The organism is Mucilaginibacter aquatilis, assembly GCF_009755275.1.
In the GTDB taxonomy this organism is placed as follows: domain Bacteria; phylum Bacteroidota; class Bacteroidia; order Sphingobacteriales; family Sphingobacteriaceae; genus Mucilaginibacter; species Mucilaginibacter aquatilis.
In genome coordinates this window covers 139,990-162,333 of record NZ_WQLA01000006.1, presented here as the reverse complement: position 1 = coordinate 162,333, position 22,344 = coordinate 139,990, and the positions used below count along the sequence as shown (strand labels likewise).

General features: G+C 40.8%; 26 protein-coding genes. 18 read left to right on the top strand and 8 right to left on the bottom strand.

The genetic code is table 11. The features are described from left to right. The first annotated feature begins 5 nt into the window (after positions 1-5). Positions 6-371 (top strand): DUF1304 domain-containing protein, encoded by a 366-nt coding sequence (locus GO816_RS15145; RefSeq protein WP_157542784.1) that lies wholly within the window; start codon positions 6-8, stop codon positions 369-371. Positions 372-420: 49 nt separating this feature from the next. Here the strand turns inward: GO816_RS15145 and GO816_RS15140 are convergent, their stop codons facing one another. Next, positions 421-1,320 carry a M12 family metallopeptidase gene (locus GO816_RS15140; RefSeq protein WP_157542783.1) on the bottom strand — a complete coding sequence of 300 codons (900 nt, stop codon included), beginning with the start codon at positions 1,318-1,320 and terminating at the stop codon, positions 421-423. A gap of 228 nt (positions 1,321-1,548) precedes the next feature. On the opposite strand from GO816_RS15140, the gene GO816_RS15135 reads away from it, so the two are divergent. Next, positions 1,549-2,895 (top strand): M20/M25/M40 family metallo-hydrolase, encoded by a 1,347-nt coding sequence (locus GO816_RS15135; RefSeq protein WP_157542782.1) that lies wholly within the window; start codon positions 1,549-1,551, stop codon positions 2,893-2,895. Positions 2,896-3,023: 128 nt separating this feature from the next. Here GO816_RS15135 and GO816_RS15130 read toward each other — a convergent pair whose 3' ends face one another. The 3 genes from GO816_RS15130 to GO816_RS15120 are packed head-to-tail and all read right to left on the bottom strand — an operon-like array spanning position 3,024 to position 4,933. Further along, positions 3,024-3,818, bottom strand: a complete 795-nt coding sequence (locus GO816_RS15130) for an ABC transporter permease (protein ID WP_157542781.1) — start codon at positions 3,816-3,818, stop codon at positions 3,024-3,026. A gap of 9 nt (positions 3,819-3,827) precedes the next feature. Further along, positions 3,828-4,727: an ABC transporter ATP-binding protein gene (locus GO816_RS15125; protein WP_157542780.1), complete on the bottom strand. Its 900-nt coding sequence runs from the start codon at positions 4,725-4,727 to the stop codon at positions 3,828-3,830. After that, positions 4,721-4,933 carry a hypothetical protein gene (locus GO816_RS15120; protein WP_157542779.1) on the bottom strand — a complete coding sequence of 71 codons (213 nt, stop codon included), beginning with the start codon at positions 4,931-4,933 and terminating at the stop codon, positions 4,721-4,723. The genes GO816_RS15125 and GO816_RS15120 overlap by 7 nt, the downstream gene beginning before the upstream one ends. A 201-nt stretch (positions 4,934-5,134) precedes the next feature. On the opposite strand from GO816_RS15120, the gene GO816_RS15115 reads away from it, so the two are divergent. Together GO816_RS15115 and GO816_RS15110 are read left to right on the top strand one after the other, a co-directional pair. Further along, positions 5,135-6,148, top strand: coding sequence for a sensor histidine kinase (locus GO816_RS15115; RefSeq protein ID WP_157542778.1), 1,014 nt, complete (start codon positions 5,135-5,137; stop codon positions 6,146-6,148). A gap of 2 nt (positions 6,149-6,150) precedes the next feature. After that, positions 6,151-6,885, top strand: a complete 735-nt coding sequence (locus GO816_RS15110) for a LytR/AlgR family response regulator transcription factor (RefSeq protein WP_157542777.1) — start codon at positions 6,151-6,153, stop codon at positions 6,883-6,885. 116 nt (positions 6,886-7,001) lie between these two features. Here the strand turns inward: GO816_RS15110 and GO816_RS15105 are convergent, their stop codons facing one another. The 4 genes from GO816_RS15105 to metK all read right to left on the bottom strand — a co-directional run bounded on the left by GO816_RS15105 (position 7,002) and on the right by metK (position 10,697). After that, entirely contained in the window at positions 7,002-7,739 is a 738-nt protein-coding gene (locus tag GO816_RS15105) for a lysophospholipid acyltransferase family protein (RefSeq protein ID WP_157542776.1), read from the bottom strand. A gap of 107 nt (positions 7,740-7,846) precedes the next feature. Then, complete coding sequence (locus GO816_RS15100) at positions 7,847-8,407, bottom strand: NUDIX domain-containing protein (RefSeq protein WP_157542775.1); 561 nt, start codon at positions 8,405-8,407, stop codon at positions 7,847-7,849. A gap of 22 nt (positions 8,408-8,429) precedes the next feature. After that, the gene (locus GO816_RS15095; protein ID WP_157542774.1) at positions 8,430-9,365 is read right to left on the bottom strand and encodes an EamA family transporter; all 936 of its coding nucleotides are present in this window, start codon (positions 9,363-9,365) and stop codon (positions 8,430-8,432) included. An 81-nt stretch (positions 9,366-9,446) separates the two neighbouring features. Further along, positions 9,447-10,697 (bottom strand): methionine adenosyltransferase, encoded by a 1,251-nt coding sequence (gene metK / locus GO816_RS15090; protein WP_157542773.1) that lies wholly within the window; start codon positions 10,695-10,697, stop codon positions 9,447-9,449. A gap of 222 nt (positions 10,698-10,919) precedes the next feature. On the opposite strand from metK, the gene GO816_RS15085 reads away from it, so the two are divergent. From GO816_RS15085 to GO816_RS15020, 14 genes are all read left to right on the top strand, one after another. Further along, positions 10,920-11,810 carry a diacylglycerol/lipid kinase family protein gene (locus GO816_RS15085; protein WP_157542772.1) on the top strand — a complete coding sequence of 297 codons (891 nt, stop codon included), beginning with the start codon at positions 10,920-10,922 and terminating at the stop codon, positions 11,808-11,810. Positions 11,811-11,821: 11 nt separating this feature from the next. Further along, a complete protein-coding gene (locus tag GO816_RS15080; RefSeq protein WP_157542771.1) occupies positions 11,822-12,166 on the top strand; it encodes a translation initiation factor in 345 nt (114 codons plus the stop codon). 473 nt (positions 12,167-12,639) lie between these two features. Continuing rightward, positions 12,640-13,485 (top strand): MotA/TolQ/ExbB proton channel family protein, encoded by an 846-nt coding sequence (locus GO816_RS15075; RefSeq protein ID WP_157542770.1) that lies wholly within the window; start codon positions 12,640-12,642, stop codon positions 13,483-13,485. A gap of 104 nt (positions 13,486-13,589) precedes the next feature. Continuing rightward, complete coding sequence (locus GO816_RS15070; protein ID WP_157542769.1) at positions 13,590-14,201, top strand: ExbD/TolR family protein; 612 nt, start codon at positions 13,590-13,592, stop codon at positions 14,199-14,201. 1 nt (position 14,202) lies between these two features. Further along, positions 14,203-14,745, top strand: coding sequence for an ExbD/TolR family protein (locus GO816_RS15065; protein ID WP_157542768.1), 543 nt, complete (start codon positions 14,203-14,205; stop codon positions 14,743-14,745). Between the two features lie 37 nt (positions 14,746-14,782). Further along, on the top strand, positions 14,783-15,628 hold the full coding sequence (locus GO816_RS15060; RefSeq protein ID WP_157542767.1) for an energy transducer TonB: 846 nt from the start codon (positions 14,783-14,785) through the stop codon (positions 15,626-15,628). Positions 15,629-15,860: 232 nt separating this feature from the next. Beyond that, the gene (locus tag GO816_RS15055) at positions 15,861-16,775 is read left to right on the top strand and encodes a PstS family phosphate ABC transporter substrate-binding protein (RefSeq protein WP_157542766.1); all 915 of its coding nucleotides are present in this window, start codon (positions 15,861-15,863) and stop codon (positions 16,773-16,775) included. 28 nt (positions 16,776-16,803) lie between these two features. Then, complete coding sequence (locus GO816_RS15050) at positions 16,804-18,507, top strand: tetratricopeptide repeat protein (protein ID WP_157542765.1); 1,704 nt, start codon at positions 16,804-16,806, stop codon at positions 18,505-18,507. 88 nt (positions 18,508-18,595) lie between these two features. Further along, positions 18,596-18,967, top strand: a complete 372-nt coding sequence (locus GO816_RS15045) for an NADH-quinone oxidoreductase subunit A (RefSeq protein ID WP_157542764.1) — start codon at positions 18,596-18,598, stop codon at positions 18,965-18,967. Positions 18,968-19,207: 240 nt separating this feature from the next. Beyond that, positions 19,208-19,750, top strand: a complete 543-nt coding sequence (locus GO816_RS15040; RefSeq protein WP_157542763.1) for an NADH-quinone oxidoreductase subunit B — start codon at positions 19,208-19,210, stop codon at positions 19,748-19,750. After that, complete coding sequence (locus GO816_RS15035; protein ID WP_157542762.1) at positions 19,750-20,253, top strand: NADH-quinone oxidoreductase subunit C; 504 nt, start codon at positions 19,750-19,752, stop codon at positions 20,251-20,253. The genes GO816_RS15040 and GO816_RS15035 overlap by 1 nt, the downstream gene beginning before the upstream one ends. A 3-nt stretch (positions 20,254-20,256) precedes the next feature. After that, on the top strand, positions 20,257-21,483 hold the full coding sequence (locus GO816_RS15030; RefSeq protein ID WP_157542761.1) for an NADH-quinone oxidoreductase subunit D: 1,227 nt from the start codon (positions 20,257-20,259) through the stop codon (positions 21,481-21,483). Then, positions 21,476-22,000, top strand: coding sequence for an NADH-quinone oxidoreductase subunit NuoE family protein (locus GO816_RS15025; RefSeq protein ID WP_157542760.1), 525 nt, complete (start codon positions 21,476-21,478; stop codon positions 21,998-22,000). The genes GO816_RS15030 and GO816_RS15025 overlap by 8 nt, the downstream gene beginning before the upstream one ends. Before the next feature lie 4 nt (positions 22,001-22,004). Next, a complete protein-coding gene (locus GO816_RS15020) occupies positions 22,005-22,343 on the top strand; it encodes a hypothetical protein (protein ID WP_157542759.1) in 339 nt (112 codons plus the stop codon). Position 22,344 lies beyond the last annotated feature (1 nt).

Here is a 22,344-nt window from a genome sequence, read left to right as displayed (position 1 = left end):
ACAACATGAAATTACTTTCAGCAATTTTGATTGGTTTGGTAGCAATTGAGCACCTCTATATTTTATGGATAGAGATGTTTGCCTGGACAACCAAAGGTAAAGCAACGTTTACCTCATTGCCATCGCATTTATTTGAACAAACAAAAGTGCTTGCTGCAAACCAGGGATTGTATAACGGGTTTTTAGCTGCGGGTTTAATATGGTCATTATTGATAGAAGATGAACAATGGGCTTTTAACGTGGCAGTATTCTTTCTGTCATGTGTAATGGTGGCAGCAATTTATGGAGCTTTTACAGCCTCAAAGTCAATTTTATTAAAGCAAGGGCTACCGGCAATACTTGCGCTATTGGTTGCACTTTTAAGCCGTTAACAGCATTACGTGTTGAACAAAAAAGAGGAGCTTTTGCTCCTCTTTTTTGTTAGTTGTTGCCTGCCGGATATATTTTTGCAATAAAGGCTTTGTCCTTATCAGACAGGTTTCGGTTAAAGCCAATTTCCAGTCCGTCGCGGGTAAAGGCGGCATCAATTGGGTACTGCATAATCGATTCCTTATCCCACGAGGTATTGCGAACATCTTTTTTACGGTATTTAAAGAATACATTGCTGTTTACCTGCTCGCGGGTCCAGTTGTTAGGTGGTCCCATGTAATATTCATAAACAGCCGGTCTATTCCAGTTAATGTCTGCGTCGGGGTTTGATTGTTCATGACCCAAACCAATGGCATGGCCAAACTCATGTACAATGGTACGTCTTAGCTCTCGTTCTTCAGTTTGCCGGTTAAACCAACCGTAATTCATGGTTTGCTTGCCTTTAAGTTGATTGGCATAACTACCAATGTACGACCACGAGCCTTTATCTCCGTCAATTTTAAATCCAACTCTAATGTCAGATTGCGCCTTATTGTTAGTTTTAACAAACTTGATATTAGCATGCCTTGACCAATAGCGGGCGTATTCCATTACCTTGCCGCGCAAATAAGTACTTCCGTTAATAAAGTAAACCTTGAGTGTTGCCCCAACCGGCCATTTGTTTCCGCGAACAAATACGCCGTTAGTCTCAACATCCGACGTATCCTCACCCGCTATAACCTTATCAAAGCAAACTTTAGGAATAGTAAAATCAAGCGGATCTACCGGTTCATCCGCAATTATAGCACTATCCGGCTCGTCAACGCCATCAGGGTCTCCGGGATTAGATATGCCCGGGCCTTCAATTTCTTGCTGTGATACGGTATCCTGAATTTCTGCTTCGGGCCCCTTTTCACAAGCTGCCAGGCATATAAGCATAGCAGCAATTGTAAGTAAACTCAGCTTTTGCATACAAAAGAATTTTATTAACTTTTGATTAATTTATGTTTTAACAGGACTTTCAAAAATTTAGTTTGCTTTAGAGCCACATTGTTTAATTTGGCTAAACATTTAATGGTTAGACTTTTAAGGCATGAAAGTTTAATTGCTGGACACCATTTATAATTGGTAAAAATGTTGTTCGGTATGTGGTGTTGCAAAGTATGTACAGTATATTGGTTTACTTAACTCAAACTCTGTATGAAATATAAGTTTCTACTTCCCTTGCTATTTGCCGGGCCTGTTGTGGCTCAAACAACCATTAAGCAGGATGCCGTTATAAAGCAAATGAACGATGAAGTTTCGGCCCAAAACATAGAGGCAATTGTGCGTAAACTGGTAAGCTTTAAAACCCGCCATACCCTGAGCGATACCACTAGCAAAACCACTGGTATTGGGGCTGCCCGTAACTGGATAAAGGCTGAATATGAACGTTATGCAATAGCAGCAAATGGAAGAATGAAAGTTGAGTTTGATACTTTTACGCAACCCGCCGGAGGCCGTATTGGCAAACCTACCGTTTTAAAAAATGTACTTGCTACCCTTAAAGGTACCGACCCTGATGATACGCGTGTGTATATAGTAACCGGTCATTATGATTCGCGGGTTAACAATGTAATGGATTCGGCATCTGTTGCACCGGGCGCGGTAGATGATGCTTCGGGTACGGCAGTGTCAATGGAGCTGGCGCGGGTTATGTCAAAACGCGCATTTCCGGCAACAATAATTTTTATGGCTGTAGCGGGGGAAGAACAAGGGTTAAATGGGTCAACCAACGTAGCTAAGCGGGCAACTGCCGAAAAATGGAATGTTGATGCGGTTTTAAACAATGACATTGTAGGTAACACCCTGGGTATGGAAAACGGCATAAAAAATAATACTAACGTGCGTGTATTTAGCGAAGGCGTACCATCAGTAGCCGCAAAAGATTCGAAGATGCTTACTTCCTTGATTGGCAATGGTGGCGAAAATGATAGCCCTTCGAGGCAATTGGCCCGTTACGTAAAAGAAGTTGCTGAACGCTATGTAAGCCATTTGGATGTTAAGATGGTTTATCGCCGTGACAGGTTTTTGCGGGGAGGTGATCAAACTCCTTTTTTACAAAACGGATTTACGGCAGTGCGCTTTACTGAAATGAATGAGGATTTTACCCGTCAGCATCAGGATATTCGTAAAGAAAAAGGTGTTGACTATGGCGACTTACCTGATTTTGCTGATTATTCATATATTCAGAAAGTAGCCCGTATGAATTTATCTGTATTGGCCAACCTGGCGTCGGCTCCTGCCCAGCCGCAAAATGTAGGCGTTAGTACCAGCGGTTTAACAAATAGAACTACCCTTAAATGGGAAGAGCCGAAAGGTAAAAAGCCGGCCGGATATTACGTATTGATGCGCGAAACCATAAGCCCGTATTGGGAAAAAAAGATTTTTGTAACAATAAACGAATTCACGTCTGATTACTCAAAAGATAATTACTTTTTTGCCGTACAGGCTGTGGATGCCGAAGGGCATGAAAGCCTTGCGGTTTATCCAAAGCCGGTGAAATAAAATCAACTTTCCATAGAAAAAACCGCTGCATGTCTGGAAATACCGCTATTGATATCAGCGTAATAATCATTAAATACCAAAGGCCCTTTACGGGCCTTCGGTATTTAATGTATGATAGGGTTGAGTGATTACTTTATGCTGCGGCGCTGTAGTATAAAGTAGCCCGCAATGAATACTACTGCGGCAATAGCCATGCTAATTAATACTTCATTGGTAAAAAATACCGGCGTTTCGGTAGGGCGTATTTTTTTATTGCCAACGCCCATTACAGATAGCAATGGCTGAGCATAAGGAAACAGATAAGCATACTCCCAGCGAGCCGGCCCCGTTAGTATAACGCCTGCAATAGTGCCTACAAAGCCAATTCCCATGGGTTTTAAAAAATCTTTCCAAAGCAGGCTCATCAAAAATTGCAGTGCTATTATTCCTTGTGATGCAAAGAATAACTTTGCATAAACCTGGAATAACTGTGTTTCAATATGAAAACCACTAAATTTGAGTTTAGGTTGAATGTTACCTAATAAGGTGCCAAATCCGATTGTTAATACAAAGAATAGGGTAAGGGTAATGAGTATCAATATCACCGCAAACAAGTACTTTGCTGTATAAATTGACCATTTGGGAATAGGCAAAGTGAAGAGTGTTTTCCACGTGTCTGATTTATGTTCAATTACGTTAACCGAGTAGGCAACAAATATAATGAACATGGGCAGCAGCAATGAACCCATTATGGCTAAGGGAATGCCCGCAAACTGGCCCCATAACATTTCGGGTTTGTGATTCACCAGCTTGTGAGCATTAAAATAGAAGCCTACACTCATAAAAAACATAATAAGCGTAGGTAGTAATATGGCACCCCAAAAGCCCAGCGTTTTACGGCTTTTATAAAATTCAGATTGCAGTGATAATAAAAATCCTTTCATGGCTTAGGTTCAGCTTTTTTGGGTAATGTTTAAAAACAGTTGTTCCAGGTCTTTTTGCACCTTGCCAATGCTGTATATACGGTGGCCGTTATTATGCAGCGCAGCGTTAATAGTAGCTGTGTTGTCTTTAGAGGTAAAAGGCAGCGTAATAAAGCTATCAGTTACATGCCCAATCTCATATCCGTTGCGCTTTAAATAATTGGCGGCATCGGCAGTGTTATCTGTTTCAACCTGTACCATTGGTTGGCTAATACTTTCCAAATCCTGAATACTGCCTTGGAATACTAACTCGCCCCGGTTTATAATACCCACATGGGTTGCCATGCGTTCAACCTCGGCCAGCATATGGCTGCTTACAAATACAGTTTTTCCTTCTTCTTTGGCAAGCTTAATAAGCAGTTCGCGCACCTCAATAATGCCATTTGGGTCGAGGCCGTTTGTAGGCTCGTCAAGTATAAGTAGTTTAGGATTTGCCAATAAAGCCAGTCCTATGCCCAGGCGCTGCTTCATTCCTAAAGAGTAGTTGCCTGCTTTTTTCAGGCCGGCATCATTTAAACCTACCAGCTTAAGCATGTCATCGGCCCGGTCAACCGGCACTTCAAGCAAACGCGCACGATTAATTAAATTTTCTTTACCTGTTAAATGTGTGTAAATGGCGGGTTGCTCAATAAGCGACCCAATTTGTCTGAGTATTTCCAGCCGGTTGCTCAGCAGCTCGTGCCCAAAAATAGAAATGCTGCCTTCCTGTAGTTTTAACAGATTAAGCAGCAATTTTATAGTGGTTGTTTTACCTGCACCGTTTGGCCCTAAAAAGCCAAATATGCTTCCCTCCGGTACCTGTAACGCCAGTGATTTTATTACAGGCTGGTTGCCAAAGTAAAAGTTTAGGTTTTCGGTTTTTATTACCATGTTTTTTGTTGTGAAATGGCACAAACAGCTTTCACAAAGTGTACACCTTTTGAAAATAAAGATGTGGTGTGCTCAACTGCGGCAATTTCACTACCTTGGGTTAACGCTTTAGCTTGTTCAAACTGGTAGCTAACGCCAAGTATTAAAGCAAATACTACTGGTACTAATAGTAATATAAAAGGGTTGATGTTTGATAGCTTTTTCATTGTGACTGATTTGATGAAACAAAGTAAATTCAAAAAATTGATGTGTTAAACTTAATTAGACCAACTGCCCTCATTTATAGATGAACAAGGATTTTAACCGACGAATCGGTTCATCGATTTTAAATGCCCGTTCATCGGCAAAATAAGGTGGTGTATATAATTTGATGTGGCATTTACAGCTTAAAACCTATATTAGGAGCAATGAAAAAAAGCTGGCAAATATTCTGGCATTTCTTTTTTTGGATAAGCATGATCTCATTTTTCATGTTTATTGCTCACAATAACTCTAAAATAGCAACGGTTAATTTGCTGGTAACTTTTGTTGGGTATGGAGCAATAAACATCGGGTTGTTTTATCTCAATTATCTCGCCTTCATCCCTAAGTTTCTTGATAAAAAGAACTATGGAAAATATGTGCTCTATGTGCTTCTGGCAGTAGTTGTTGTGGGTTTTTTTAAATATGGGGTAGGGTGGATATTTCATGAATATATTCTTACCGGGCGCAACGGAAAAACCATCAACTTTGCATCGTACTATACCAGTGCCTTATTTACCAGCATTATATTTATACTTTTAAGCTTATTGCTGCATTTTACGGTCGATTGGTTTTTAAATGAACGTATACAGCGTGATTTGGAAAACCAACGCCTTACTGCCGAACTGGCTTTGCTCAAGTCACAAATTAATCCCCATTTTTTATTCAACTCGTTAAACAGTATTTATTCTTTAGCCTATCAGCGTGCTGATAACACGCCCGATGCCATCCTTAAACTTTCGGAAATAATGCGGTACATGCTGTACGAGTGTAATGATAACAAGGTTGATTTAGCTAAGGAAGTACAGTATTTGCAGAATTACATTGACCTGCAAAAAATACGGTTTGGTGAAAAATGTTACGTTAACTTTGATATTGATGGCATTATTAGCAAACAGCAAATTGTACCGTTGCTGCTTATATCATTCATTGAAAATGCCTTTAAGCACGGTGTAGCTAATGATCCTGCTTCGCCAATTTTGTTAAAAATATCGGTTGATGAAGGTAGTCTTCATTTTTACATGCATAACAAAAAGCATTTGCTTAACCGTGATGCAGCCGGAGGAATTGGCCTGGTAAATGTAAAGCGCCGGTTAAAGCTATTATACCCGGGCCAGTATCACTTAAATATAAGCGATATTAACGATACTTATACTTGTGAATTATCATTAGTTTTATAACCATGATACGATGTTTGGTAGTTGATGACGAGCCATTGGCTTTAAATGTGGTGGAAGATTACATTGCAAAAATCCCGTTTTTGCAATTAGTTAAAGCTACCACCAGTGCCATTGAAGCACTTACTTTAGTGCAGGATGGCAGCATCGATCTTGTTTTTTTAGATGTGCAAATGCCCGAGCTTACCGGCATTCAGTTTATGCGCATTGCCAACGGTAAAGCTAAAATTATTTTAACAACAGCCTACCCAGAGTATGCTTTACAAGGTTACGAGCTTGATGCGGTGGATTATTTACTTAAGCCTATAGCGTTCGACAGGTTTTTCAGGGCTGCTCAAAAGGTACAGGCAACACTGTTTCCAAGCAGCGCCAAGCCTGCTGAAAAGGAAGAAGTTCAGCAGCAAGCTCAGTCGGATATATCAAACGACTTCATTTTCGTAAAAACCGAGCATAAAATTCAAAAGGTCTATCTCAATAGTATCCTTTTTATCGAAGGCTTAAAGGACTACATTTCAATTTTTACACCCACAGAGCGCATTATTACGCTTCAAAATATGAAAAAGGTAGAGGATGCATTGCCCGAACGCCATTTCATTCGAGTGCACCGGTCGTACATCGTAGCCCTTAATAAAATTGACAGCATTGAGAGAAGCCGCATTTTTATTGGCGACAAAATAATACCCATAGGTGATACCTACCGCGATGATTTCTTTAAAATGGTAGAAGAGAAGAATATTTAAAAAAAAGGGTCAAGAGTATAGTGCTAGGAGTCAAGATGCGCGTAAGTCCGAACCTTCTTTTGTAAAAGAAAATTTTCCTTTGCGTACATGTGCTATAATGAAGTTCGTATTCTTGACTACGTATTCTGTACTCTGAGTTTAATCGCTTCCTCAACTTCGTTAACCAGTTCATCAGCCGGGCGCCCATTGGGTTCAATAGGTGCAAGCACTTCAAACGTTAAATGTTCAAACGTACTTAAAGGATAAATCCCCCACTGAACCATTTTCCAGGCATTGTTAATAGCAATAGGAACCAAGAGCGCATTAGGGCATTTTTTCAATATGGTTGCAATGCCGGCCGATTGGAAAGGTTTTACATGCCCGTTTTTTGATCGGGTGCCTTCCGGAAAAATCACGGTCGACCAATTGCGTTCTTTCATGCGCAAGCCTAAGTTACTTAACTCGGTGATTGATTGCCGCCTGTCGTTACGGTCAATATTGGCACCTCCGCCCACCTTTAGGTTGTACGATATAGAAAGGATACCTTTCGTGAGCTCAATTTTTGAAATAAATTTCGCATGATAAGCACGCAAGTGATAAATAAGCGGCGGTATATCATACATACTTTGATGGTTGGCTATAAAAATAATAGGGCGGCCAATAGGTAAATTTTGCTTGTTTTTAAACCTTACCCGATTAAAAAGCAAATAGTAGGTTGAGGTTAAAAATCCGTTTAAAATATCAACAGAGCGCTTGTGCGGACCGTAGCCACCCCAGTTGTAGCACATCCATTGTATGGGTTGAAATACAAGTAATATAAACCCGAAAGCTACGTAATGCAGTGCCGAAAAAATATAGCCTAAAAGTTTTCGCATAACAGAACCTCAAAGGTAATAATTAAGAGGCAAGAGCCAAGAATCAGGAGTCAAGATTTTGACAGGCTGACTATTACCTTATCATCGGCTTACTGAAATAGTTAAGATCACAGTTTGCCTTCCAAAATCAAAAGCTGTGCCCTGAGTACAGCTGCCACTGTCATGGAGTCGGTAATTGTGCCATCACAAACCATTTTATAAACCTCTGCAAAGGGTACTTTTTTAACAATAAGCTGTTCTGTTTCTTCGGGCTCAGCTTCAAATTGTTCAAGATTCTGCGCTAGGTAACAAATGCTATATTCATCACTTACAGAGTTTGAAAGATGCATGCGCACCAGTTCGGTCCATTGGTTGGCCTTTAAGCCTGTCTCTTCCAATAGTTCGCGTCTGGCCGCATCCAGCGGTTCTTCATCAAGCGGACCGCCGCCTTCGGGCATTTCCCAGCTGTATTGATTTATGGTAAAACGATACTGACCAACAAGGTAGGTGTTCATCTCTTCATCTAACGGTAAAACACCGATAGCACGGTTCTTGAAATGCACTTTGCCGTAAATGCCATTAGTGCCGGTTGGCGTAACTACATTGTAATGGGTAAGCTTAATCCACGGGTTGTCGTAAATTTCCTTTTCAGAGGTTATTTTCCAGGGATTTTCTTCGTGGTTTTGCATGTACTAATATAAATGTAATATACTATACCGCCTGCTTTTTTGAAAGCGCCTGTTTATAACCGGTTACGTTTACCAATAAGATGCCAATTAAAATTACTGCAAGGCCTAAAAGTTGTCCGCTATATAATTTTTCGTCGGCCATAAGCCAGCCTAATATAACTGCAACTACGGGGTTAACATAGGTGTAGGTGCTAATGAGTGCCGGTGCAACATGCCCTAGTAACCAAATGTAGGCAACATAAGCTATGAGCGAGCCGAAGGTTATTAAAAAGGCCATACCAAGCCATGCATTCAACGGTATAGTGTCAATTTTAAAAGCATAAAATTCACCTGCACAAAAGGCAATTAATGCGCTGAATAAACTTGCAGCAACAAGTTGTATACTACTGTTCATAATTACCGAACTGCTGCCTTTGTGTTTTTTTGTTACCAGCGAGCCAACAACCCAAAGCATAGCGCCAATTTGCACGCCAATCATAGCAATCAGCTTCATGGATGATTGTTTGGCTTCGTGCTCGCCCATGTTAATGAAGAGTACAATGCCTATAAAGCCTATTAAAAGACCTGAGATGATAAATTTATCAGAGAAGTACTTACGCCAGTTGGCTTTATCCAAAAGTAAAAACCATAAAGGCTGCGCTGCTATTAAAACGGCAACTTGCCCCGATGTTATGTACTGTTCGGCCCAAGCTACCATGCCGGTGCCGCCAACCAGCATAAGTATACCGCTTAATGCCTGCAGGCCAAATACTGGTAAGTTTGGGAACCGCTCGCGTTTTAAAATGCAAAACGCAAGCATGAGCAAGCCGGCTACCAAATAGCGCATGGCCACTAAAATAAAAGGTGGAAAGCCTGTTAGTGCGAATCTTACCGCTAAATAAGTTGACCCCCAAATAATGTATACTGCCGCAAACGACAATACAATAAGCAGGCGTGAGGGAGCATTTGAATAAGGCATTGCCCTAAGATATAAAAACACAGGCAAAAAAAAGCGGCCCGGTAATTAACGGGCCGCTTAAAGTATAGTTGTAGTAAAGTTTTATAAGCTGAATGCTTGTTTTACTTTATCTACATAATCAAGCTTTTCCCAGGTAAACAGCTCAACCTCTTTTGTTACCTGGCGACCCTCAGGGCTTACAAAGGTTTTAGTAACGGTTTCACTTGGTTTGCCAAAATGACCGTAAGCCGCAGTTTCGCTATAAATTGGGTTACGAAGTTTAAAGCGGGTTTCAATTGCGTATGGACGCATATCAAAAATAGCTTCAACCTTTTTAGCAATTTCACCGTCAGAAAGGCCAATTTTTGCTGTGCCATAAGTATTTACGTAAATACCCATAGGCTCGGCTACGCCAATAGCATATGATACCTGAACCAACACCTCGTTGCAAATGTCGGCAGCTACCAGGTTTTTAGCAATGTGACGGGTGGCGTAAGCAGCTGAACGGTCAACTTTCGAAGGGTCTTTACCTGAAAATGCACCACCACCGTGTGCACCTTTGCCACCGTAAGTATCAACAATAATTTTACGTCCTGTTAAGCCGGTATCACCATGTGGGCCGCCAATAACAAATTTACCGGTTGGGTTAATATGATAATTGATATTATCGTTAAAGAAGTGAGCGTATTTAGGATAACGCGCTTTTACACGAGGTATAAGGATGTTTATTATGTCCTCACGAATTTTTGCCAGCATGGCATCATCATCAGCAAAATCATCGTGCTGGGTTGATATTACAATAGCATCAATACGTTGAGGTTGGTTGTTGTCATCATACTCCAGTGTTACCTGTGATTTTGCATCAGGGCGTAAGTATTTTATGTCGGTACCTTCCCTGCGTACAGCTGCAAGTTCAATTAATAGAGCGTGCGCTATATCTAATGCTAAAGGCATGTAGTTTTCTGTTTCAACGGTTGCGTAACCGAACATCATACCCTGGTCTCCGGCACCTTGCTGCTCGCGGTCTTGCTTGTCAACACCCTGGTTAATATCAGGAGATTGCTCATGAATAGCCGAAAGTACACCGCATGAGTTGCCATCAAACATGTACTCGCCTTTAGTGTAGCCAATACGGTTAATTACATCACGCGCAATTTTTTGCACGTCGAGGTATGCAGTTGATTTTACCTCACCCGCTAAAATTACCTGTCCGGTGGTAACCAGGGTTTCACAGGCAACTTTCGATTCAGCGTCAAATGCTAAAAAATTATCAATCAGTGCGTCCGATATCTGGTCGGCTACTTTATCCGGGTGTCCTTCTGAAACGGACTCTGAAGTGAATAAATAAGGCATAAAAAATCAGTCAATAATAAACGTAAGTTAACCGAAAGTAAGCGTATTGAACCGGATTGGTAAAAAAGGGAAAAGAATGGGTTTAGCACTTTTTTACGTGGTTGCAATCCTTACTACCATCAGGTAGTATAATCAAATCAGTCCACTTTCGGGTAGCAAAAGTAAAACAATTTTACAAAAGCCGAAAATAGGCTTACTTTTGGCTGCGAAAAAGATAGCTCGTTGAAAAGGAAAGTCTTATTTGTTATAAATCCTATTGCCGGGGGCAAAGCCAAGAACCATGTTCCGGGGCTTATACAACAACATATCGACGGTTCGGCTATTGACTATACCATTGTTTTTACCGAAGAAGCAGGCCATGCACATTGGCTGGCTAAAGATGCTGTAAGTACCTACCAATCAATTATAGCAGTAGGAGGAGATGGTACGGTTAACGAAGTAGCATCAGCCGTAGTTGGTACAAACGCAGCTTTAGGTGTGTTGCCTTTCGGTTCGGGTAATGGTCTTTCCCGGTTTTTAAGTATACCTATGGATACCGGTCAGGCTATCCGCAATATTAATAATAACAAGGTTGAGAGTATAGATGCCGGCCAGCTAAACGGACAATGGTTTTTTAATATGGCTGGTATGGGCTTTGATGCGCACATAAGCCAGGTATTTGCACAACAAAAGGCAAGAGGTTTCATTACTTACTTCAAATCGGCCGTAAAAGAAATACTTAACTACCGGTCAGAAAACTATCATCTGCAAATAGATGGCGCTGATTACAACCGTGAAGCATTCATGCTGAGTTTTGCTAACTCGTCGCAATATGGCAATAATGCACACGTATCGCCCCGGGCTTCGGTGCAGGATGGTTTGCTGGACGTTTGCGTTATTAAGCCATTCCCTTTATACCGGTTTCCGGAAATGGGAATGCGTATGTTTACCAAAACAGCCGATAAATCGAAATACGTTGAAATTATACGTGGTAAAAACATTAGTATAAAACGCGGAAACCCTGGTGCCGTACACGTTGACGGCGAGCCGCAAACAGCAGGCGTAACAGCCGAAGTGCATATTGTTCCGCGTTCACTAAACGTTATTGTAGGTACCGCTTACCACCGCGTTTAAAATATCAGGTTATGTCTAAAAAAAAACAGCGCCAAAATGATGGCATTATGTACTCAACCAACCCCGAGTTTGAGTACAATAATGATGACAATGGCAACGTAAGTACGCCCGCTCCCAATCAACAAAACCTTAAAATATACCTCGACCGTAAAGGAGGTGGAAAAGTGGTTACACGAGTTGCCGGTTTTGCAGGTGTCGAGGCAGATTTGGAAGCTTTAGGAAAAAAACTTAAAACTAAATGTGGTGTTGGAGGTTCGGTTAAAGATTATGAAATTTTAATACAGGGCGATTTCAGAGATAAAATTCTGTTACAACTTACCAATGATGGTTATAAGGCTAAAAAGGCGGGAGGTTGAATTTAACATAGTGTTTGTTTAAATTTCAATATTCGAGACATTTTTTTGAAAATTAAGAAGCTTAGCTGTTGTTTTTTATAAAAAATTTTCAAAAAGATACAGTTTTTTACGTTTTTGGTTAGGGTAGGCAAGCACAAACCGTATATTGTGCGGCTTAAGTTTTAAAAAAATGCTTTAAACTGCATCTATATCAGTTTAGTTACACTTTTTTGATACCATAGCCTTGATAGTTTTAAAAAAAATGGCTTTCATTGCAAAAAATTGTTTGTTGAAACATAATATGTGGCCCTAATTACGTTATAAATAAACTTCAAACGTATTATAAGCTTGTAAAAACAAACGTTAAATAATTATGAAGAATTTCAAATTGAATAGTTTTATCTGATTTAAATTATAAATTTGTTATTCGCACAACAGCGTATATTTAATTAACTAAATATTATAAACAAAAACTAAAACTAAATTTTTAAGTAATGGCAACCGCACCATCAAAACCAACTACTCCTGTTAAAAAAGAAAGCTCAGGTACCTCAAGTACTTTTGCATCTTTAGTTATTCCTATTTGTTTCGTTATAGCAGTGTTACTGTTTATATTCGTTTTGGGTGATCCAAGCCATTACAAAGGTGGTGATGTTGAACACGGAGAGCCAACCGATTACTTTGGTACTATCCACAAAGGTGGTCCAATCGTTCCTGTGTTAATGACCTGCTTCCTGATGATGGCGGTATTCTCAATTGAGCGTTTCGTAGTTATCAACAAAGCTGCCGGTACCGGTAACGTTGATGCTTTCGTTAGAAAAATCAATGCTTTCTTAAATCAAGGTAACATTGACGCTGCCAGCGCTGAGTGTGACAAACAAAAAGGTTCGGTAGCAAACGTTATCAAATCAGGTTTGAAAAAATACCGCGAAATGGAAGCTGAAGAAAACCTTGACGTAGATCAAAAAACTTTAGCTATTCAAAAAGACATTGAAGAAGCTACTGCTTTAGAGATGCCTATGTTAGAGCAAAACTTAACTATCATTGCAACCTTAGTATCAGTAGGTACACTTATTGGTCTATTAGGTACAGTGGTAGGTATGATTGGTGCATTCCGTGCACTGGCAACTTCAGGTGCTCCTAATCAGGCTGAATTATCATCTCACATTTCTGAGGCGTTAATTAACACTGCATTGGGTATCTTAACTTCAGCGTTATCAATTATCTCTTATAACGTATTTACGTCTAAAATTGATAAATTAACTTACGCTATTGACGAGACTGGTTTCAGCATTGTACAAACATTTGCTGCTTCACACAAGAACAAAGCAAGATACTAAAATTTGGTTTTGATATAACATTCTTGCCCGCCGCCTGCATTTACAGCGGCGGGCAGGTTTGAATAATTAACCGGTTATAGTATTTATTTAAGAGACAAACAGAAATGCCAAGAGTAAAAATTCCAAGAAAGAGTACAGCAATTGACATGACGGCCATGTGTGACGTTGCGTTCCTTTTGCTTACCTTCTTTATATTAACGGCAAAACCTAAGGTGGAGGATCCGGTTCCGGTTGATACTCCTGCTTCTACAGCACAAACACTTCTTCCGGAAAGTGATATTGCCACGCTAACTATTGGCGGTAAAGGCAAAGTGTTTTTTGGTGTTGAGGGTTTTGAAGTACGTAAGCAATTGTTGTTGCGTATGGGCGACAGATATAAAATTAGCTTTACCCCTTCAGAGGTAAACAAGTTTTCGGTTATGCCAAACATTGGTGTGCCTATTGCACAGGTAAAACAATACCTGAGCTTTGATGGCGACCAAATGAAAGAGTTTAAAGCTCCGGGTATCCCAACCGATTCGGTTAGCAACGAGTTGTTCAACTGGATTTATGAATCCCGTATAGTAACCAAAAATATTTCGGGTAAAGAGCTTCGTGTTACCATTAAAGGTGACAGCCAGGAAGAGTACCCAACTATTCAAAAAATTATTGCCATTCTGCAAAAGCAGGAAGTAAACAAATTCAGTTTAATTACATCATTAAGAGGAAAAGAATAACATGGCAGAATTAGATACCTCCGGTGGGGGTAAGAAAAAAGGTGGTAAGGTAAGAAGTAAAAAACAATCAACCCGCGTTGACTTAACCGCGATGGTGGATTTAGCTTTCTTACTGGTAACCTTCTTTATGCTTACCACTACCCTGTCAAAAGCAAAGGCAATGGATTTAGCCATGCCTGATAAAGATGATCAGAAGCCTGATGTACAGGAGCCTATTGCCGCTTCAAGAACACTTACAGTGTTATTGGGAAGCAACAATAAACTGGAATGGTTTATTGGTGTACCTGGAGAATCACTTACCCCGCCAACAGTTGATGGTTACGGTAAAGAAGGTTTCCGTAAAGTCCTTGTAGAGCAAGGTCAGAGAATTAAGCAAACTACCGGTAAAGAGATGTTTGTGATTATTAAGCCAAGCGATAAATCTGTTTACAAAAACATGATTGACGTTATCGACGAGCTTAACATTACAAACAACAAGCTATACGCAATTGTTGATATTACACCAGTTGAAGTAGAATTGCTTAAAAGAGATAAAATTTATTAATCATCAGCACTTGTGTTGAATTTGAAAAACTAATGTCATGGCTATTTTAGGATCAAAATTAGACATACTGAAACCTGAATGGCTTGATGTTGTTTTTGCTGACCGTAACAAATCTTACGGTGCATATGAACTACGTAAAACTAATCCGCGCAGCACCATGATTGCGCTTTTTATTACGATAAGTTTGTTTGCGTTTGCAGTATCACTGCCAACCATCATTAACAAGATCAAAGGTTTTATACCTAAGCCAAAAGAGAAGGTTAAAATTGAAGAAGTGGTGCTTACGCCGCCACCACCATTGAACGAAGCAGAGCCACCTCCGCCGCCACCGCCAAGCCCTGAGCCTCAAAAGCCAAAGGTTGACCAGGTGAAATTCCCGCCACCGGTTGTTAAACCAGATGAGCAGGTACGCGAGAAAGATCCGCCAAGCCAGGAAGATCTTAAAGTGGCCGACCCTGGACAGAAAGACATCAAGGGTGACCCTACGCAAACAGTTCGTATTGACGAGCCGGTAGGTAACGCACCAGTGAGCGCTGCAGTAACAGAGTCAAATCCAAATGAGATTTTTACCTCAGTAGAGCAGTTACCCGACTTTCCGGGTGGTATGGCCGGCTTTGGTAAGTATCTTAACAAAGCTTTGCGTTACCCTGCGGTAGCATCTGAAAACGGTGTACAAGGCCGTGTAAACGTAACCTTCGTAGTAGAACGCGACGGTAGCTTAACCGACATTAAACCAATTGGCCGTACATTAGGCTCAGGTTTAGAAGAAGAAGCTATCCGTGTATTAAAGAATTCTCCAAAATGGTCACCAGGTAAACAAAACGGCCGTGCAGTACGTGTACAGTACACCGTTCCTATTGTATTTACTTTGCAAGATCAATAAGATTATTCATGTTAAATTCAAATAACGATGAACAAAAATCGCCCCAAAGGCGGTTTTTGTTTATTTTAGGCGCAGCCTTATTCATCGTAGTCATCATCCTCGGCTTGATGATTATGTTCTGGGACAAGCTTCCTCTTAACTTATCGCAAACGCAACGGTACACCTTCGGTGGACTTTTTATTGTATACGGCGTACTGCGTTTTATCCGCATTGTAAGAACAGACAACCGCAGATGAGCAACAGCATAAAAATTATTATTTGCAGCATTCTTGTCATCGTTGTTTTCGGTATGTGCCGTCAGCAACAGGCCTCACAAGTAAAAGGTGATGATACTTTTGTTAAAGGTAAGGCACTATTTCTGGCCGATGAATCGTTTAAACCTATATTAGATCAGGAAGCATATGTATTTAAGGCGCTGTTTACAGAGGCCAAGCCGGAGTTTGTATATAAATCAGAGAATGAAGCGCTAAAGCTTTTTTTGGAAGATAGCATACGGGTTGCCATTTTGTCACGTGAGCTAAATCCATCTGAGTTGGGGATACTTGAGCGCCGTGGTTTACCGCCCGATGTAAATAGGTTTGCGATTGACGCTATTACGCTGATAGTGAATCAAGAATCTGCCGATACAACGATATCTGTAAAGCAAATAAAAGATATGCTTAACGGTAAAACAATGATCGATAAGAACATTGTGTTTGATAACCCAAATTCGAGTTTGGTAAGGTATTTGAAAGACTTTTCGGGTAATAAAGAGTTAAAAGAGAAAAATATTTATGCTTTACAGTCAAATAAAGATGTAATAAAGTATGTAAGCGAGCATCCGAATTCAATAGGCATAGTTGGCTTTAGCTGGCTTGACGACCCTGATAAGGATTATGCGGATGCAGTAAGCAAGGTTAAAATAGTTGGCGTTAAAGATGAAAGTAATGACAAATCGCCGACAGAGTACTTTAAACCTAACCAAACTACATTAGCTCTAAAACAATATCCGCTTGTTCGTGGTCTGTATATACTTAACAGCACCGGGAAGATGGGATTAGCAGCAGGGTTTGCTGCTTTTATAAAGAGCGACCGCGGACAAAGGATAATTTTGAAATCGGGTTTATTGCCTGATTCGATACCGCAGCGGGAAATGATTTTAAAATAAATAAGTAACTAAAACTATAAAAAAAGCCATGAAGAATATGATTAGTAAAGCGGCAGTAGCTGCAACAGGGCTGGTATTTATAGGTTCAAATGTTTTTGCGCAGAGTCTTGCCGACGCCAAGAAAGCCATTGACGCCGAACAATACCAGAAAGCTAAGTCGATGTTAAAAAACTTAACAGCGACTCAGGCTAATAAAGATGAAAATTTCTTTTACCTGGGCTGGGTTTACCTTGAACAGGATTACGTTGATTCGGCCAAAGCCGTTTTTACTAAAGGTATAGCTGCTAATCCTAAATCAGCTTTAAACTATGCAGGTTTAGGCGCGGTTGCCCGTTTAAGTAAGGATCAGGCTGGTGCACAATCAAACTTCAACCAGGCAATTACACTTGCAGGTAAAGAAACCAAACCGTTTCAATACGTTGGTGAAGCTTATTTGTTAGGAGAGCCTGATGGTAATGCTGCTATTGCAGTATTGCAAAAAGGACTTGCTGTAAGTGCAAAAGATCCTGAGTTATATATTGCTTTAGGCGATGCTTATCGTACTCAATTAAAAAATACTGATGCGGTTAAGGCGTATGAAGATGCGTTGAAAATTAACCCTAAAGCCGCAGCTGCAAAAGTTGCAACAGGTGTGGTATGGCGTCAGGCTAACAACTGGGATGCATCTGAAGAAGAATTCAAAGCTGCTTTAGCAATTGATCCGAATTTTGGTCCTGCTTACCGTGAGTGGGCTGAAACTGATATTCGTTGGGCACAAAAAGTTCCTACTCAGGCGTCAGCTAAAGTGAATGAAGCGGTTGAAAAGTATAGCAAGTTTTTGAGCTTAACTGATAACTCGGTAGAATCTCGTCTTCGTTATGCCGACTTCCTTTACCAGGCAGGTAAATTTAAAGAACTTCAAACCGAAGCTACAGCTTTAAGCCAAATGCCTAATGCCAACGCGCGTGCTTACCGTTACCTAGCTTATTCAGCTTTTGAAAACGGTGACTCAGCTACAGCTCAAAGTGCTATGAATTCATGGATGACCAAGGCTGATCCTAAGCGTATCATTCCTTATGACTATTACTACCAAGGTCGTATTCAGTTAAAAGCCAAAGATACCACCGCCGCTTTACAAACTTTAGAGAAAACTGTTAAGTTAGATACAACTCAAGGTGATTTATATGCTGATATAGCAAAAATATACTACGCAAAACGTCAGTATGAAAAAGCTGGTGATGCTTACAGACAGTATGTATCTAAATCTAAAAAGGCAACTTTGAATGATTATTTTTCAGAAGGGTTTAGCTATTACTTTGCTTACGGCGATCAGCTTGCAAGCAAAGCTACTCCAAAACCAGTTGCTGATACCATGTTGTTAGCAAAGGCTGACTCTGCTTTTGCTTATATTCAATCAAAAGTGCCAACGCCAAACACTACAGTTACGCTTTATCGTGCACGTTTGTACGATTTAAAAGAGAAAGACCGTAATAATATCCAAGGCTTTGCAAAACCTTACTATGAAAAGCTAATCGAGGTTACAAAAGCAAAAGAAACAGTTGCAGAAGCTGATAAAAAGAATCTTGCCGAAGCATATGCTTACTTAGGTGCATTTGCTGAATATAAAGAAAAGGATATGGCAAAGGCTACAGAAAATTACACTAAAGCCCGCGAAAATGATCCTAACAATGCCCAAGCTTCAAATTTCTTTAACAGGAAAAACAAGCCCGCAGCAAAAGGTAAAGGCAAATAATTAATGCTTTTAAAAATTATATTATTAAAAGGTGCAGTTTAAACTGCACCTTTTTTGTTATTATGAAACCCACTACTATATTTGCCCTATGGAAGCACAAAGTTTACCGGTTAATTATTTGCCCATCATTATTCAAATGCTGGTAGCTGTGGGATTTGTTGTTACAACCATGCTGGCCACCCACAAATTAGGGCCAAAGCGTGTCACTGCCGATAAGCTTACGCCATTTGAATCGGGTATTGAGGTAGTGGGTAATGCCCGCACACCGGTATCAATCAAATACTTCCTGGTAGCTATATTGTTTGTGTTGTTTGATGTGGAGGTTATCTTCATGTATCCATGGGCGGTAAATTTTAAAGCCATGGGTACCGACGGTTTAATAGAGATGTTCATCTTTATGGCAACCCTGCTTTTAGGCTTTATTTATGTGCTAAAAAAAGGAGCGTTGAACTGGAACTAATTAGAAATATATTAATATTATCATTATCATAAACAAACGCCCAATAGGTTATTAAATCTATTGGGCGTTTTGCGTTTTAATGCTTTATTTTTCAATAAAAGCTTAAGGTATAATGCACATAATCAATCTGTTTAGACTGTTTCTAAATACAATGTTGTACATATCACACTATACCAAAATACGTTTATAATAATAAATTTGTAGGCATCCGTTTAGGCGGAATTTTAGCAATTATAACCAATGAGTGATGTACAGATAGTTAATGCCCCTCCGGGTGTCGAAGGTTCGGGATTTTTCGCTACATCGTTAGATAAGGCCATAGGTTTGGCGCGTTCGCATTCGTTGTGGCCGTTGCCTTTTGCTACTTCATGCTGCGGCATTGAGTTTATGGCCACCATGGGCTCGCATTATGATTTGTCTCGCTTTGGTGCCGAGCGTTTAAGTTTTTCGCCGCGCCAGGCCGATTTATTGATGGTTATGGGTACTATCTCTAAAAAGATGGCACCGGTTTTACGCCAGGTTTACCTGCAAATGGCCGAGCCCCGTTGGGTGATGGCTGTTGGTGCATGCGCATCAAGCGGTGGTATATTTGATACTTACTCGGTATTGCAGGGAATAGATGAGGTTATACCGGTTGACGTTTATGTACCGGGTTGCCCGCCGCGCCCTGAAGCCATTATTGATGGTTTTATGAATATTCAAAAACTGGTACAAACCGAGTCGTTGCGTCGTCGCGACACACCGGAATATCAGCAATTACTAGCTAAATACGGAATCCAGTAATGGGTGAATTAAATAACGATATACTGCTCGAAAACCTAACCAGCAAATTTGGCGAATTAGTAAAGCCTGTTGTTGAAGATTACGGCATGTTAACGGTTGAAACCAACCGCGATACCATTATAGACTTGCTGCGCTACATCAAAACTGATGCGGCCCTGCAGTTTATATACCTTACCGATATTACTGCCATACAATATCCTGAGCAGGAAAACCCAATTGGGGTAATATACCATGTACATAGCTTGGTGCACAATGTGCGCATACGCGCAAAAGTGTTTTTACCGGCAGGTGATGAGCGTATACCATCAGCTACTGAGCTTTGGAACGGTGCTAACTGGATGGAGCGTGAAACTTACGACTTTTTTGGGGTGAACTTTGAAGGCCATCCTAACCTTGTGCGTATACTAAATGTGGACGATATGACCGTGTTTCCGATGCGTAAAGAGTATCCGCTGGAAGATCCGAACCGTGTAGATAAAAAAGATTTTTATTTTGGAAGATAACCTATGCAGAATTTTCCTTCGTTAAATACAAATAGTAATACAGATACCAACCTGCAAAGTGAGTTATCTACCCTTAACCTGGGGCCAACGCATCCGGCTACGCACGGCGTATTCCAAAATGTGTTGCAAATGGATGGCGAGCGCATTGTAAGCGGCGTATCAACCATAGGTTACATCCACCGTGCGTTTGAGAAAATTGCCGAGCACCGTCCATTCTACCAAATTACCCCGCTAACCGACCGCCTGAACTATTGTTCAGCCCCTATTAATAACATGGGCTGGCACATGACGGTTGAAAAGCTGTTGAAGATACAAACACCAAAACGCGTTGATTACCTCCGGGTAATCATCATGGAGCTTGCTCGTATTGCCGACCATATTATCTGTAACGGTGTATTGGGGGTTGATACCGGAGCATTCACGGGTTTCCTCTACATGATGGAATACCGCGAGGCCATATATGAAATCTATGAAGAAGTTTGCGGTTCGCGCTTAACAACCAATGTTGGTAGGTTAGGTGGCTTTGAGCGTAACTTCAATGATATTGCTTTTGCCAAGATTAAAAAGTTCTTGGTAGATTTTCCTAAAGTGCTGAACGAATTTGAAGCGCTGTTTAACCGTAACCGTATCTTCATCGACCGTACCAAAGGCGTAGCCCCGGTAACTGCCGAAACTGCCCTTGATTACAGCTGGAGCGGCCCGATTTTGCGTGCTACAGGCGTTGATTACGATGTACGTGCCATGAACCCTTATTGCTCTTACGAGGACTTTGATTTTGAAGTTCCGGTGGGTACTACGGGCGATGTGTATGACCGCTTTTTGGTTCGTAACGAAGAAATGAAACAAAGCATGCGCATGATACAGCAGGCTTTGGACAAGATAGAAAAAGAAGACTCGGCCATTTTTCATGCCGATGTTCCGGAAATTTACTTGCCTCCAAAAGAGGAAGTGTACAACAACATGGAAGCCCTTATTTATCATTTTAAAATTGTGATGGGTGAGATTGATGCACCGGTAGGAGAGGTTTACCATGCGGTTGAAGGAACTAACGGCGAGTTGGGCTTTTACCTGGTGAACGATGGTGGCCGTAGCCCATACCGTTTGCATTTCCGCAGGCCAAGCTTTATCAATTACAGCATGTATGCCGATATGAGCCGTGGTATGTTGCTTTCGGATGCCATTATTAACATGAGTAGCTTAAACGTTATAGCCGGAGAGTTAGATGCTTAAAGTAGAAGATACCCAAACACCGGTCGAGTTTTCGGCCGCATTGCTTGAGCAGTTTGCTGATTTTGTAAGCCGCTATCCTGAAGGCAAGCAAAAATCGGCCTTGTTGCCTATGCTGCATGCCGTACAGGCCGAGCATGGCTGGTTAAGCGCAAAGGCAATGGATAAAGTTGCCGAGTATTTAAATATAGAGTCGATTGAAGTTTATGAGGTAGCTACCTTTTACACCATGTACTTTTTACGCCCGCAGGGCAAGTACGTGTTAGAGGTTTGCCGCACAGGGCCTTGCTGTTTGGTAGGTGCCGAAAAAATAATGGACCATATTGAGCAAACGCTGGGCGTTAAAGAAGGTGAAGTTACTGCCGATGGCCTGTTTAGCTGGCGCGGAGTAGAGTGCCTTGCTGCCTGTGGTTTTGGCCCGGTACTGCAAATTGGCCCCGAGTATACGTTTTACGAAAAACTAACGCCTGAGTCGGTTGACCGGTTAGTTAGTGATTTAAAAGCTAAGGCAAATAACTAAATAAATGGCTTCGCAAAAGGATAAGGACTACCATATGCTTCGAAATTCTGATAAGTATTCAGAATTAATGACTGCGAATGGAGATACTTATGGCTACTTGAATAAGGTAAATGCTGAAGCCTATGCGAGATATAGAAAAATATGGTCTAAGTACGGGTTTAAGTCGATGGTTAGTGATAGACGCCGTAGAAATTCAACCCGGAAAAGTAACCAAAAAGATAAGCAAATGAGGCACCAAATCGAGAGGGCGCAATTCAAAGCTAATTTTAAAGGCCATTTATTAAATCAAGATAACCCTTTAGTTACTGGTTCAAAAATGGGAAGCATATATAGTGAGTATTAAA

Bases quoted from the DNA above. Each gene is read 5' to 3' on its own strand.
- GO816_RS15125 (WP_157542780.1), bottom strand. From the start codon at position 4,727: ATGGTAATAAAAACCGAAAACCTAAACTTTTACTTTGGCAACCAGCCT.
- GO816_RS15055 (WP_157542766.1), top strand. From the start codon at position 15,861: ATGAGCAACAGCATAAAAATTATTATTTGCAGCATTCTTGTCATCGTT.
- GO816_RS15080 (WP_157542771.1), top strand. From the start codon at position 11,822: ATGTCTAAAAAAAAACAGCGCCAAAATGATGGCATTATGTACTCAACC.
- GO816_RS15040 (WP_157542763.1), top strand. From the start codon at position 19,208: ATGAGTGATGTACAGATAGTTAATGCCCCTCCGGGTGTCGAAGGTTCG.
- GO816_RS15060 (WP_157542767.1), top strand. From the start codon at position 14,783: ATGGCTATTTTAGGATCAAAATTAGACATACTGAAACCTGAATGGCTT.
- GO816_RS15115 (WP_157542778.1), top strand. From the start codon at position 5,135: ATGAAAAAAAGCTGGCAAATATTCTGGCATTTCTTTTTTTGGATAAGC.
- metK (WP_157542773.1), bottom strand. From the start codon at position 10,697: ATGCCTTATTTATTCACTTCAGAGTCCGTTTCAGAAGGACACCCGGAT.
- GO816_RS15020 (WP_157542759.1), top strand. From the start codon at position 22,005: ATGGCTTCGCAAAAGGATAAGGACTACCATATGCTTCGAAATTCTGAT.
- GO816_RS15030 (WP_157542761.1), top strand. From the start codon at position 20,257: ATGCAGAATTTTCCTTCGTTAAATACAAATAGTAATACAGATACCAAC.
- GO816_RS15045 (WP_157542764.1), top strand. From the start codon at position 18,596: ATGGAAGCACAAAGTTTACCGGTTAATTATTTGCCCATCATTATTCAA.
- GO816_RS15025 (WP_157542760.1), top strand. From the start codon at position 21,476: ATGCTTAAAGTAGAAGATACCCAAACACCGGTCGAGTTTTCGGCCGCA.
- GO816_RS15100 (WP_157542775.1), bottom strand. From the start codon at position 8,407: ATGCAAAACCACGAAGAAAATCCCTGGAAAATAACCTCTGAAAAGGAA.
- GO816_RS15050 (WP_157542765.1), top strand. From the start codon at position 16,804: ATGAAGAATATGATTAGTAAAGCGGCAGTAGCTGCAACAGGGCTGGTA.
- GO816_RS15110 (WP_157542777.1), top strand. From the start codon at position 6,151: ATGATACGATGTTTGGTAGTTGATGACGAGCCATTGGCTTTAAATGTG.
- GO816_RS15065 (WP_157542768.1), top strand. From the start codon at position 14,203: ATGGCAGAATTAGATACCTCCGGTGGGGGTAAGAAAAAAGGTGGTAAG.
- GO816_RS15095 (WP_157542774.1), bottom strand. From the start codon at position 9,365: ATGCCTTATTCAAATGCTCCCTCACGCCTGCTTATTGTATTGTCGTTT.
- GO816_RS15140 (WP_157542783.1), bottom strand. From the start codon at position 1,320: ATGCAAAAGCTGAGTTTACTTACAATTGCTGCTATGCTTATATGCCTG.
- GO816_RS15070 (WP_157542769.1), top strand. From the start codon at position 13,590: ATGCCAAGAGTAAAAATTCCAAGAAAGAGTACAGCAATTGACATGACG.
- GO816_RS15105 (WP_157542776.1), bottom strand. From the start codon at position 7,739: ATGCGAAAACTTTTAGGCTATATTTTTTCGGCACTGCATTACGTAGCT.
- GO816_RS15130 (WP_157542781.1), bottom strand. From the start codon at position 3,818: ATGAAAGGATTTTTATTATCACTGCAATCTGAATTTTATAAAAGCCGT.
- GO816_RS15035 (WP_157542762.1), top strand. From the start codon at position 19,750: ATGGGTGAATTAAATAACGATATACTGCTCGAAAACCTAACCAGCAAA.
- GO816_RS15135 (WP_157542782.1), top strand. From the start codon at position 1,549: ATGAAATATAAGTTTCTACTTCCCTTGCTATTTGCCGGGCCTGTTGTG.
- GO816_RS15075 (WP_157542770.1), top strand. From the start codon at position 12,640: ATGGCAACCGCACCATCAAAACCAACTACTCCTGTTAAAAAAGAAAGC.
- GO816_RS15145 (WP_157542784.1), top strand. From the start codon at position 6: ATGAAATTACTTTCAGCAATTTTGATTGGTTTGGTAGCAATTGAGCAC.
- GO816_RS15120 (WP_157542779.1), bottom strand. From the start codon at position 4,933: ATGAAAAAGCTATCAAACATCAACCCTTTTATATTACTATTAGTACCA.